The organism is Mesorhizobium shangrilense, from assembly GCF_028826155.1.
In the GTDB taxonomy this organism is placed as follows: Bacteria; Pseudomonadota; Alphaproteobacteria; order Rhizobiales; family Rhizobiaceae; genus Arvimicrobium; species Arvimicrobium flavum.
Genome location: NZ_JAQGPN010000001.1, coordinates 4,805,576 through 4,816,668 on the forward strand (window position 1 = coordinate 4,805,576; position 11,093 = coordinate 4,816,668).

The 11,093-nt window shown below is 63.7% G+C and carries 12 protein-coding genes; 7 read left to right on the forward strand and 5 right to left on the reverse strand.

Annotated features, from left to right (window positions below; genetic code table 11):
• Positions 1 to 8 precede the first annotated feature (8 nt).
• The 4 genes from PD284_RS23215 to PD284_RS23230 form a co-directional block, all read right to left on the reverse strand.
• Positions 9 to 1,619, reverse strand: a complete 1,611-nt coding sequence (locus tag PD284_RS23215; protein ID WP_411956247.1) for a type II and III secretion system protein family protein — start codon at positions 1,617 to 1,619, stop codon at positions 9 to 11.
• Positions 1,616 to 2,425 carry a Flp pilus assembly protein CpaB gene (cpaB, locus tag PD284_RS23220; RefSeq protein ID WP_274630477.1) on the reverse strand — a complete coding sequence of 270 codons (810 nt, stop codon included), beginning with the start codon at positions 2,423 to 2,425 and terminating at the stop codon, positions 1,616 to 1,618. The genes PD284_RS23215 and cpaB overlap by 4 nt, the downstream gene beginning before the upstream one ends.
• A 293-nt stretch (positions 2,426 to 2,718) precedes the next feature.
• A complete protein-coding gene (locus tag PD284_RS23225; protein ID WP_274630478.1) occupies positions 2,719 to 3,240 on the reverse strand; it encodes an A24 family peptidase in 522 nt (173 codons plus the stop codon).
• Between the two features lie 114 nt (positions 3,241 to 3,354).
• Positions 3,355 to 3,543, reverse strand: coding sequence for a Flp family type IVb pilin (locus PD284_RS23230; RefSeq protein WP_274630479.1), 189 nt, complete (start codon positions 3,541 to 3,543; stop codon positions 3,355 to 3,357).
• Between the two features lie 322 nt (positions 3,544 to 3,865).
• Here PD284_RS23230 and PD284_RS23235 point away from each other — a divergent pair, with 322 nt between their 5' ends.
• From PD284_RS23235 to PD284_RS23245, 3 genes are all read left to right on the forward strand, one after another.
• Positions 3,866 to 4,285 carry a pilus assembly protein N-terminal domain-containing protein gene (locus PD284_RS23235; protein WP_274630480.1) on the forward strand — a complete coding sequence of 140 codons (420 nt, stop codon included), beginning with the start codon at positions 3,866 to 3,868 and terminating at the stop codon, positions 4,283 to 4,285.
• A 140-nt stretch (positions 4,286 to 4,425) separates the two neighbouring features.
• Entirely contained in the window at positions 4,426 to 5,010 is a 585-nt protein-coding gene (locus tag PD284_RS23240) for a TadE/TadG family type IV pilus assembly protein (RefSeq protein ID WP_274630481.1), read from the forward strand.
• Positions 5,011 to 5,080: 70 nt separating this feature from the next.
• Positions 5,081 to 5,671, forward strand: coding sequence for a TadE/TadG family type IV pilus assembly protein (locus PD284_RS23245; protein ID WP_274630482.1), 591 nt, complete (start codon positions 5,081 to 5,083; stop codon positions 5,669 to 5,671).
• Between the two features lie 13 nt (positions 5,672 to 5,684).
• On the opposite strand, the gene PD284_RS23250 is transcribed toward PD284_RS23245, so the two are convergent.
• A complete protein-coding gene (locus PD284_RS23250; protein ID WP_274630483.1) occupies positions 5,685 to 6,539 on the reverse strand; it encodes a phosphate/phosphite/phosphonate ABC transporter substrate-binding protein in 855 nt (284 codons plus the stop codon).
• 236 nt (positions 6,540 to 6,775) lie between these two features.
• Between PD284_RS23250 and PD284_RS23255 the strand changes: the two genes are divergently transcribed.
• From PD284_RS23255 to rpsT, 4 genes are all read left to right on the forward strand, one after another.
• Positions 6,776 to 8,008, forward strand: coding sequence for a phosphopentomutase (locus PD284_RS23255; RefSeq protein WP_274630484.1), 1,233 nt, complete (start codon positions 6,776 to 6,778; stop codon positions 8,006 to 8,008).
• A 3-nt stretch (positions 8,009 to 8,011) separates the two neighbouring features.
• A complete protein-coding gene (gene mutM / locus PD284_RS23260; RefSeq protein WP_274630485.1) occupies positions 8,012 to 8,899 on the forward strand; it encodes a bifunctional DNA-formamidopyrimidine glycosylase/DNA-(apurinic or apyrimidinic site) lyase in 888 nt (295 codons plus the stop codon).
• Positions 8,900 to 8,940: 41 nt separating this feature from the next.
• Positions 8,941 to 9,714, forward strand: a complete 774-nt coding sequence (locus tag PD284_RS23265; RefSeq protein WP_274630486.1) for an enoyl-CoA hydratase — start codon at positions 8,941 to 8,943, stop codon at positions 9,712 to 9,714.
• Between the two features lie 159 nt (positions 9,715 to 9,873).
• Positions 9,874 to 10,140 (forward strand): 30S ribosomal protein S20, encoded by a 267-nt coding sequence (rpsT, locus tag PD284_RS23270; protein ID WP_274630487.1) that lies wholly within the window; start codon positions 9,874 to 9,876, stop codon positions 10,138 to 10,140.
• The last annotated feature ends 953 nt before the right edge of the window (positions 10,141 to 11,093 follow it).

The following is an 11,093-nucleotide window of genomic DNA, read 5'->3' on the forward strand; positions in this document are numbered from 1 at the left end:
AACTCCGATCACTTGTAGATGTAGCCGACGACGCCGTGGTAGCGGCCATTCGGCAGGTCGGTCTTCATGGTGCCGTAGACGCGGTTCACACGGCCCAGGATGAAGCCGGCGCCATCGCTGGGGGGATTGAAATTGTCGTCGGGCCTGGCCAGCGCCTGGCGGGAGGTCGGCTTGGTCAGGTAAGGCGTGATGATGATGACCAGCTCGCTTTCGTTGCGCACGAAGTCCCTGCTGCGGAACAGCGTGCCCAGCACCGGGATCTTGGTCAGGCCAGGAAGGCCATGGACCGCCTGCCGCAACTCGTCGCGGACGAGGCCGGCGATCATCATGGAGCCACCTGAGGGCAGCTCGACCGTGGTGTCGGCCAGGCGCTTGCGCAGCGACAGGAAATTTGCGCCCTGGATCATCAGAGGATCGGCGGGAAGGCCAACGGACCCTTCCGTGGTCGGCTCCGAGACCGAGGTGCGGACCTTCAGGCTTATGCGCCCGGGCGACAGCACGGTCGGAAGGAACTCCAGCCCGATGCCGTACTCGATCTTCTCGATGCCGTAGGTGACGCCGCCATAAGATGCCGGCTCGTCCAGAACTCCGTCGCCATTGTTGTCGATGGCAGGGCTCGGCGGCGACACCGACTGGCTGCTCACGAGGTTGAATTCCCCGCCGACCTTGAACGTCGCCTTCTCTCCGGAAACCGCGGTGAGAGTGGGTTCGGCCAGCGTCTTCATGACGCCGGTCTGTTCCATCGCGTTGAGATAGCTGTCGAGGATATCGCCGGTCAGCGAAAGGCCGGACTGTGCAAGCGGCTTGCCAAGGCCGTAGATCGGCTTGCTGATGGCGCCCCAGCTCAGGCCGTTGCTAGCGCCGCTGGCGATCATATTGACGCCGAGCTGCTTCATGACGGAGCGGCTGACCTCGGCGACGGTCACTTTCAAGGTGACCTGGTCCTCGCCGACGATCTTCAGGAGGTTGACGATCTGGCTGACACGCCGCGAGCGGTCCGGATTGTTGATCGCCACGCCGGAGTCGGACGAACCGCCTGAGGCCGTCTGCGAATACTGGCCGGTCGTCGCCTCGCCACCGCTGACGAAGATGCGCGCAAGGTCGACCGCACGCGTCGAGTCGAGAGGCGTCTCGACAGTGCCGGTGAGCACGACGTTGTCGTTCAGGAGTTCGACCGTGATGTCGGACTCGGGAATGAACCGCTTGAGATAGGCCTCAAGGCCGGTGACGTCGCGCTCGACCTTCAGGTCAAGGCTGACGATCTGCTCGCCGTTGGGTCCGAACACGTAGATGTTGGTCTCTCCGACCGCCTTGCCGAACAAGAAGATGCGCCGCGAGGTGCGGGTGACGGCATCCGCCACGCCGGGATTGGCAACCAGTATGTCGTAGGCATCGGCGGGCAGGTCGATGACGATCGACTTGTTGAGGCCGAGGTTGACCCGCTGGGCGCCCTTGCCCAACGAGCGCACTTTCGCTTCCTGGGCGACCGCAGCAGCGTCGAGGGCCGGCACACCGGGGCTCGCCGCCAGCATGGCGCATGAGATCGCCAGCGTGCCGGCAGTGCGCAGCGCGCGCCTGCCACGCGTGAGAGCCATGCGAAGGCTATCGGGATGCGTCATTTCCTCGCCCCTACCTCGGTGACCTCACCGGACCTGATCAACCGCACGGTGCCCCCCTTGCCGCGCCCGGCCACGAGGTAGTCGGCCTGATCGCTCGGTCTCTCATTGGTGTCGACGATGGCGCGCAGAGTGAGCGACAGGCGGTCGGCCATCTGTTGCGCGACCGTGATGATCTCGGCCTGCTCGGGTGTCAGCTCCAGCGTGGCTGTCGACCCCACCTTGACCTTCTTGCCTTCCTCGTCCTCCTGAATCGTCTGGTCGATCGCCAGGACGCGGATGTTCTTGAGGATCGTTTCGGTGACGAAGCCGCCGGGGCTTCCCGTCGCGCCTTCGCCGCGCCGCACCATGATCACGTCGACAAAGTCGTTGGGCAGGATGAAGCCGCCTGCCGCGGATTCAGCCGAAATCGACGTCGCGACGGCCCGGTGGCCGGCCGGAAGCACCGCCGACAGGAAGGACTGGCCGCCCCCGATGAGCTTCGACTTGCGGACCGGCTCGCCGGCATAGAGCGGCACGCGCGCCACGGATTCGCGCATCTGCTCGAGCGCCTCCGGCTCGGTGCTGCGGGTGATGAAGTTCGGGTTCACCGCGTCGTCGGGCCAGCTCTGCCAGCTGATCCTGTCGCCCAGGCTGGTGCCCATCGACACGTCGGAGGCAAGGACCAGAACTTCCGACGTGGCAATCGTCGGCGCCGGAGCTTGAACTATCGCCCGGGGAGCCTCGTTGTTCATGAACTTGGCGACGTAGCCAGCGCCGCCAGCGGCGGCGACAGCCACACCCAGAATAATCACTCGCGACGCTGGCATGATTTCGGACCCCAAGCCGCCAAATCAGCAATTCGGGGCCGACAATGCGTCCGCAATCGTCAAATTATGGTTAATTCAATCCTTACGATTGTGATTAATTTAACGTTTACGACAATTCTAACAACCATCGCGAGTGTCGTGTTTTCAAAGCTCCCTGGCTTTGGCGAATGGGCTGCGAGCAAACATTGATCTCAGAACGGCGTTCGGAATCGCCGAATTGCTAGTATCCGCTGCTTTTGGAATCTGGCGCTGCCATCGATCGAAGAGTTCGGGCGAGATTCAGAACCGGGAAACTAGTTGGCCGCGAGGCTTTGCAGGGCGGCGGCGGCCAACGGAGACTTCGGAAAGACGATTAGGCCGGCCGCGCCCAGCGCGATGCCGTACGGAATGCCCGTCTTCGCGTCCGACAGGTGGCGCAGGAACAGGTTCTGCCCGTGGATCATCGCGAGCGGCGACTTGCGGAACAGCAGGATCAGCAGCGTGAGCAGGCCGCCAATGAACGCCGTCATCACAAGATAGTCCATCAGCAGGAAGCCAAAGCCCATCCATACCGACGTCGCCGTCATCAGCTTGGCGTCGCCTCCGCCCATGCCGCCGATGGCGAACACGCCGAAGGTGACCGCGAGAACGACGCCGCCGGCAGCGAAGTGCCAGGCGTAGGTCGTCCAGTCCATGCCGGTCAGCGGCGCCAGCACGGCAAAGGCCGCGATCAGGATCACCGAAACACGGTTCGCGATCGTCATAGACAGCAGGTCGGAGACCGCCGCAAAGACCATGCAGAACGGAAAGATGACGAAAATCGCGGCTTCCACCATGGAATTCTCATCCGATGCTGCGTTTCGGGACCGGAATTGGCGATCTCACACACGTCCGAAAAGAAAAGGCCGCCCGGTGGGACGGCCCTTTCTTTCAACCCGTCAGACGAACACTTACTGCCCGGCGTTCGTCGTGGCGTTGTCCAGTTCGCCGGCGATGAAGCTGAACTGCTCGTTCAGCGAGCTGCCGAGGTTGGTGGCGCCGACCATGATGGCGAGGGCGATGAGAGCGGCGATCAGACCGTATTCGATTGCGGTCGCGCCGGATTTATCCTTCACAAAACGTGCAACAAGCTTAGCCATGGAGAACTCCTTGCTCCGAGTGATACAGCACTTCCGTCAACATTGTTCTTCCGTCGATCGGATGGCTGCACACTAGGCGGAAGCTGTTTCGATCGGCTTAAGAGACAGCGTTACCGAAGTGTTGCACGCCGCATCGTCGGCCAGTGGTTAATGTCGGGCTAAGTAGTCCGAAGAACTTTTCGCGGTTTTCGCGGCCATCGGCCTTTCTCGCGCGCGTACGGACAGTCTTGCCGCCAGGCATCGTGCGACGCCGGGGAACTTAACCCTTGGTTCACCAATCTGGTTCATCTTCTGTTCAACGCTCTGGGCTGTGGAGGCGGGCATGCACATTCGAACTGTCGCAGGCGGCAGCGCCACATTCGCTGCGGCGCTGTTTGCGCTGGCGCTCAGCGCCCAGGCCGCGGACATCTCGGTCCAGCTCAATCAGGCCAAGATCGTCAAGCTTTCGCGGCCAGCCGACACGATCGTCATCGGCAACCCGCAGATCGCCGACGCCTCGGTGCAGGACGCCACGACCATCGTGCTTACCGGCAAAGGCTTCGGCTCCACCAACCTGGTGGTGCTCGACGACACAGGCGCCCCCATCGTCGACGAGCAGGTGGTGGTGTCGCGCGACGAGGCAAGCACCATCCGCGTGTTCAGGCGGGCGAGCATGCAAACGCTCTCCTGCACGCCGAATTGCGAGGCAGCCTACATGTCGGCCGCGGAAGCAATGTCGGAGGCTACACGCAACGGCAACTGACGCAGGCGGCGGCAACGACAGCGCCTGGTTAGCCGCGGGTTAAGCCGCCGGCCAATTTCCTATCGAACGGCAAAACAGCATTTCAACGCATTTCGCCTATTGTTCGCGCCACGAAGCGAAATGATCGGCGGGGACCCGTGATGCATTCGGACTGGCAAGCACCCAACGGCAGGGCCCGCACGCCTCGCAAAGGGCTGCTGCGCGGCTTCGTGAAGGGCCGCGACGGCGCGACCGTCGTTGAATTCGCCCTGCTGGCGTTTCCTTTCACGCTGCTCGTCTTCGCCATACTGGAAAGCTGCATCTCGTTCGCGGCGGAGGTCTACCTTCAGAACGTGACCGACGACCTGGCCCGCCAGCTGCGGACCGGAGAAATCAAGAAAGGCGAGATCACGAAGGAGGAGTTCAGGGAAAAGATCTGCGACCGGCTGCAGGCGGCCTTCGTCAGCGCAGGCTGTCCCGACCTGGAGTTCGATCTCAGGAACTTCGATACCTTCGCCGAAGCTGCCGCGCTGAAGACCTACGTGACTGCGGCTCGCGAGATTTTCATCGACGACGGCGCCTTCAAGTTCGAGCCGGGTCCGTCGCAGTCGAAGAACATCCTTCGGGTCTATTACAGGTGGCCCGTGATCACCGACATCATGCGCGGCTGGATGTCGACGCTGAACGACGGCAAGGCGCTGCATTTCGCGACCGCCACCTGGCAGAACGAGCCATTTCCGGACTAGAGCGGGGGATCGAACGATGAACGCCGCATGGCGCCGAAAATTTGCGATACCGCCGCGCCTCCTTGGACGGATGAAGTCGTTGCACCGCGACCGGCAGGGGGTCGCGGCGATCGAATTCGCGTTCATCGTCCCGGTTCTCCTGTGCATGTACTTCATCACCATGGAAGCTTCCCAGGCCCTGGAGGCCAACAGGAAGGTCTCCCGCATCGGGAGCATGGTGGCGGACCTGATCACGCAGCAGACGGCGACTTCCGTGGATGAGGTCGTCGCCATCATGCAGATCGGAAAGTCGCTCATCCAGCCCTACAACCGAACCAGGGAGGGGCCGCAGATCGAAGTGACCGCCATCCAGTTCGACGGCAATTCAACGCCGACCGCCACCGTCCTGTGGTCCGTGAAGCTGAACTCTTCGGGGAATCCGGAGCACGTCGTCACCAAGAATACCGTGATCAACGACGCCCAGCTAGCCGACCTCCGCGCGCCGGGGGCGTTCTACATCCGCGTGACCAGCAAGCTCGACTACAATCCGATGCTCACATGGTCCGAAAAGACGGAACCCGTTGGTCTGCTGTCGGCGTTCTCCAACATCAATATGGCCGAGACGTTCTATCTGCGCCCACGCTACAGCAGCACCGACATCAAGTGCGAAAGCTGCCCCTGAACGAAGCAACCTCCTATTTTTCGAGGCCGGCCATGTCCCGCACGAGTTCCAGCGCGGTCTCGTAGTCCGCCTCCTTCACGCTGGAGAATCCGCCCGCATGATGGCGCTCCAGCTTGCCGAAAAGCTCGGGGTCGCTGTCCTTGAGACCGACCAGAAAGGGCACCAGGCGCCTGCGCACTTCCGGATCGAGATGCTTGCCGATTGCGTGCGGGCCGTAGCGCAGAAGATCGGACGTCCAGATGACGCGGAACGCGCCCTCGCCTGCTCCTGCGGCGGCAAGCTGCTCCAGCGTCCCCGAGCCTTCCATCGGCCTCTTGCCGACGCCTGTCTCGATCCACCCGAACATGGCGTCGACCTCGCCGGCCAGCAGCCGTGCCTGCGCCTCCTCGGCCGACGCGGTGCGGATCAGGAACGCCTCCCCGCCCGTCGAGGCGACGCCTTCCCGCCTCATGGCCGCCAGCGGCATGAGAAAACCGGTCACATCATCCGGGCCGCCGACCGCGACGCGGTGTCTGGAGATGTCCGACATCGCCGACATCGAGCCTGCCCTGGCGATCAGCACCGATCGTATGCCCACCGCGCCGCTGCTCCCGGTCGGCGCGACCAGAGGCGATACGCAGTCGCAGGAAAGCGCGGCTGCAGCGTAGGCCGACGCCGAATAGATCCCGTAGTGGCTGCGGCCGCTCGCCTGCGCCTCGATGAGCGCCCGATAGTCGCTAGCCACGAAGAATTCGACCGGCACGCCAAGCGCCAGCGCATATGCCTTCCTGAGCGCCGGCAGTCCCTCAATGGCGTTGTCGCCTCCCGGCTCGGTAACGAGCCCGATGCGAAAGGTCCCGATCTGTTCCTGCCAGGTGGATTGCGCCAAGCCAGCCGCTGGGAGCATCCACACGACTGATACCGCGACGAGCACGCGTACGGCAGACTGTTGGGCCGCGCAGCGCGACAGCGCCCGTTTCGCGGTGCGGCCGAAACAGGCTGCGAAAGCGCGCCGCCAATACGCCAGACGGCCGTTGCGCAAGGCCGTGACGCTTGCCAATTTCCCCGTCGTCGCCCATTTGAGCGAAGAGACTATGCTACGGGACGCGGCGGATCGGAGGCTCAATGGCGCGGGCATTCCTCTTTGTACTTGATTCTTTCGGGATCGGCGGCGCTGCAGACGCGGCGAAGTACGGCGACGAAGGATCAAATACGCTCGGCCACATCGCGCTGGCCTGCGCGCGCGGAGAAGGCGACCGCCAGGGGCTGCGAAGCGGCCCCCTGCACGTACCGAACATGCTTTCGCTGGGGCTGTCCGCCGCCGCCCGCATCGCCTGCGGATCGGCCCACGGCCTGGCAGAGCCAGCGCCGGCGGCGGCAGCGTTCCATGCCGCCGCGCAGGAAGTCTCAAGCGGCAAGGATACCCCTTCCGGGCATTGGGAAATCGCGGGAGTGCCGGTGCCCTTCGAGTGGGGCTACTTTCCGCACACGCAGCCCGCATTCCCCGCTGAACTCACGACATCCATCGTTCGCGAAGGCGGGCTTCCCGGGATCCTGGGCGACCGCCATGCTTCCGGAACCGAGATCCTCGAGGAATTCGGCGAGGAGCACATCCGGACCGGCAAGCCGATCTGCTACACCTCGGCCGACTCGGTCTACCAGATCGCCGCGCACGAAACGCATTTCGGCCTCCAGCGCCTCTACGACCTCTGCGAAATCGTGCGCCGACTGGTGGATCCGCTGAACATCGGGCGGGTGATCGCCCGGCCCTTCGTCGGCGAACGCCGGGGCGAATTCCAGCGGACGGCCAACCGCCGCGACTATGCCGTTCCGCCGGCCGAGCCGACCCTTCTCGACCGGCTGGCGGCGCGCGGCAGCCGTGTCATCGCCGTCGGCAAGATCGGCGACATCTTCGCGCATCAGGGCGTGACCGAGGTCCGCAAGGGCGCAGGCAACATGGCTCTTTTCGACACCGCGCTGGCGGCCATGGACGAGGCCGGCGACGGCGATCTCGTCTTCGCCAATTTCGTCGACTTCGACGCCCTCTATGGCCATCGGCGCGATGTAGCGGGCTACGCGGCGGCGCTCGAGGCGTTCGACCGCAGGCTGCCTGAGGCCCTGCAGAAGCTTGCGCCAGGCGATCTTCTGATCCTCACCGCGGATCACGGTTGCGATCCCACGTGCAAAGGCACCGACCACACCCGCGAGCGTGTGCCAGTCCTCGGTGTCGGTCCGGGTATGAGGGGCGGCGATGTCGGACTGCGGACGACGTTCGCCGACATCGGCGAAACCGTTGCCGAGCATCTTGGCCTGCCGCCCGGCCCACACGGGCGTTCTTTCCACGGCGCGATCGCATAGGACATGCCCGAACTTCCCGAAGTCGAAACGGTCCGGCGCGGCCTGGAACCGGTTTTCGAGGGCGCTGAGATCGAGAAGGTCGAGCTGCGGCGTCCCGACCTGCGCTTTCCCTTCCCCGAAGACATGGCGGCACGGCTTGCCGGCCAGAAGGTGGTCGGAATCGCGCGTCGGGCGAAGTACCTGCTCCTTCACACCGCGGGCGCCCCCGCGCTTATCTGCCATCTGGGCATGACCGGCTCGTTCCGCATCCAGAACGATACGGACGCGGTTGCGCCCGGCGAATCCCACCACCCACGTTCGAAGGATCAACTCCACGACCATGTGGTCTTCAGCCTGCGAACGCCAAAAGGCGAGCCGGCGCGCGTGGTCTTCAACGATCCTCGCCGGTTCGGCTTCATGCTGTTCGCCGATCCCCAAGGCGGCCACCCAATGCTCGACAGTCTCGGCGTCGAGCCGACCGGCAACGTGCTTGACGGCGCGCTGCTCGCCAGCCTGTTCCGGGGCCGCGCGGCCCCGCTTAAGGCCGCCCTTCTCGATCAGAGGCTCATCGCAGGGCTCGGCAACATCTACGTGTCGGAAGCGCTCTGGCGGGCCGGCTTGTCGCCGCGCCGCAGCGCCGGCACGATCGCATCGAAGTCCGGAGCCTCGACACAGCGCGCCGAGAGGCTGGCGCAGGCCGTCCGCGAGGTGATAGCGGACGCCATCGCCGCCGGAGGATCCTCCCTGAAGGATTATATGCATGTCGACGGCTCGCTCGGCTATTTCCAGCACCGCTTTTCCGTCTACGATCGGGAAGGCGAGGCGTGCCGCACCCCCGGCTGCGGCGGCGTCGTGCACAGGATCGTCCAGAGCGGCCGCTCCACGTTTTTTTGCCCCACCTGCCAAAGATAGGCGAGCCGCAGTGCCTCCTTCGAACCAAGGGAATCCCGCAAATGCCTTATGAAACCATCCTCGTAGAAACCCGCGGCAAGGTCGGCCTGATCACCCTCAACCGGCCGAAGGCGCTGAACGCCCTCAACTCGCAGGTTCTCGCGGAGGTGATCGACGCGGCGAAGGCGTTCGACGCCAACAACGCCATCGGCGCGATCGTGCTCACCGGCTCGGAGAAGGCCTTTGCGGCCGGGGCCGACATCAAGGAGATGCAGTCGAAAAGCTATGCGGAGATGTATGGCGACGACTTCTTCGCCGGCTGGGACGAACTCAACCGCGTCCGCAAGCCGGTCATCGCCGCGGTTGCCGGCTATGCGCTCGGCGGCGGCTGCGAGCTCGCCATGATGTGCGATTTCATCATCGCAGCCGACAACGCGAAATTCGGCCAGCCGGAGATCACTCTCGGGGTCATGCCGGGGATGGGCGGCTCCCAGCGCCTCACCCGCTTCGTCGGCAAGTCGAAGGCGATGGAAATGTGCCTGACCGGTCGCATGATGGATGCCGCCGAAGCCGAGCGCTCCGGGCTCGTATCGCGCGTCGTTCCGCTGGGCGAACTGATCGAGGACGCACTGAAGACCGCCGCGAAGATCGCCGAATTCTCGCAGCCGGCGGTGATGATGAACAAGGAGGCGGTGAACCGCGCCTACGAGACGACGCTCTCGGAAGGGCTGCGGTTCGAACGGCGCGTGTTCCACGCCATGTTCGCGCTCGACGACCAGAAGGAAGGCATGGCCGCGTTCGTCGAGAAGCGGACGCCGAGCTTCCGCAACCGCTGACCACAGGTTGCGCTCAAAAAGCGGTGGCTTCCTCGTTGACGCCTTGCACAAGCTGAACTATAAGCCGCCCCAACCAAGGCGGCCCGTGCGGCTGCCTGATTGTTTTTGTGCCTACCGGCTTGCCGCCGCGGCGCTTCACGAGAGACAAAGAGAGGCACCATGGCCAATACACCCTCGGCCAAGAAAGCTACCCGCAAGATCGCGCGCCGCGCGGACATCAACAAGTCACGGCGCTCGCGCGTGCGCACCTTCGTCCGCAAGGTCGAAGAGGCGCTGGCGAGCGGCAACAAGGAAGCCGCCCAGGCCGCCTTCCTCGCCGCCCAGCCCGAGCTGATGCGCGCCGCCACCAAGGGCGTTCTTCACCGGAACACGGCTTCCCGGAAGGTCTCCCGCCTGGCGCAGCGCGTGAAGTCGCTCAGCGCCTAAGCGTCACAATTATTACCGAAATATTAAAAAGCCCGGCGCAGCGCGCCGGGCTTTTTGTTTGCCGACTTGCCGCCCGCGCCTGCTGACACCACCTCCTCTGAGCCACCCAACGTGTGCAGAGGACGCCGTCGAGGACGCGCTGGAGACCACGACGATAGGCACAAATTCCTTTGCCGGCGCTTGCCCCGACGTAAGCCCAGACAGCCTCCCAACGGTCGCGTTCCGGTTTTGGTCCACGCACATTTTACCGTTTGATTTCAAGCACTTACGAGAGGTTCTCCACAGGTTGTCAAAGGACGGCCGGGCCCCCGTCGGTGGTTGTCATGTCAAGCTATTTTTTTGACATTATTTCTTGCCTGAGCGGCTTCGGCGGCCGCCGCGCCAAGGGCCTTGAATCAACAGGCGTTTGTGACTTCACTTTACCTACAAGGTGCGAAGCAAGGCCATTTTGCCCGTCGGATTCGTTAAAAATAGATTAGTCGTGGACTTGCTCTCCCCTCCGATTTTTGTACTGTCAGATCACCAACGGGACGGCAGTTAGCCCCGGCACAAGCAGACATTTCTAGTGCGAACGCACGGCCCAAATCCGTGCACGGGATTCTGTTGTCTTCATTGGTACGGCGTAAAGGTGGGGCAATCGACATAGTAAGCCGCAGACGCACCGGACATATCCGGCGCGATGGGACGCTGCGGCCTGTCGAATATCAGACTTTGGGCGGACGCCAGGATGTTCATACGAGGGACATCCTCGGCGAAGGCGTGTCCAGCGTTGCCATGCAGCGCTGACACGCTCGAGAGGGCAATTTGCCTGCCGCGAAAAGCGGCGGGCAAAAAACGCGAAGAAGGATGCGGTAAACATGAAGAGCGGCTTTGCTGAGGGATCTGGCTCGGGGGCTTTTCACACATCGGCGAATTCCCAGGAGGGTGATGTCTCGACGCCCCCGAAAGGCGAA

Coding starts and splice junctions, on each gene's coding strand:
- PD284_RS23215 (WP_411956247.1), bottom strand. CDS start 1,619: ATGACGCATCCCGATAGCCTTCGCATGGCTCTCACGCGTGGCAGGCGC.
- cpaB (WP_274630477.1), bottom strand. CDS start 2,425: ATGCCAGCGTCGCGAGTGATTATTCTGGGTGTGGCTGTCGCCGCCGCT.
- PD284_RS23225 (WP_274630478.1), bottom strand. CDS start 3,240: ATGGTGGAAGCCGCGATTTTCGTCATCTTTCCGTTCTGCATGGTCTTT.
- PD284_RS23230 (WP_274630479.1), bottom strand. CDS start 3,543: ATGGCTAAGCTTGTTGCACGTTTTGTGAAGGATAAATCCGGCGCGACC.
- PD284_RS23235 (WP_274630480.1), top strand. CDS start 3,866: ATGCACATTCGAACTGTCGCAGGCGGCAGCGCCACATTCGCTGCGGCG.
- PD284_RS23240 (WP_274630481.1), top strand. CDS start 4,426: ATGCATTCGGACTGGCAAGCACCCAACGGCAGGGCCCGCACGCCTCGC.
- PD284_RS23245 (WP_274630482.1), top strand. CDS start 5,081: ATGAAGTCGTTGCACCGCGACCGGCAGGGGGTCGCGGCGATCGAATTC.
- PD284_RS23255 (WP_274630484.1), top strand. CDS start 6,776: ATGGCGCGGGCATTCCTCTTTGTACTTGATTCTTTCGGGATCGGCGGC.
- mutM (WP_274630485.1), top strand. CDS start 8,012: ATGCCCGAACTTCCCGAAGTCGAAACGGTCCGGCGCGGCCTGGAACCG.
- PD284_RS23265 (WP_274630486.1), top strand. CDS start 8,941: ATGCCTTATGAAACCATCCTCGTAGAAACCCGCGGCAAGGTCGGCCTG.
- rpsT (WP_274630487.1), top strand. CDS start 9,874: ATGGCCAATACACCCTCGGCCAAGAAAGCTACCCGCAAGATCGCGCGC.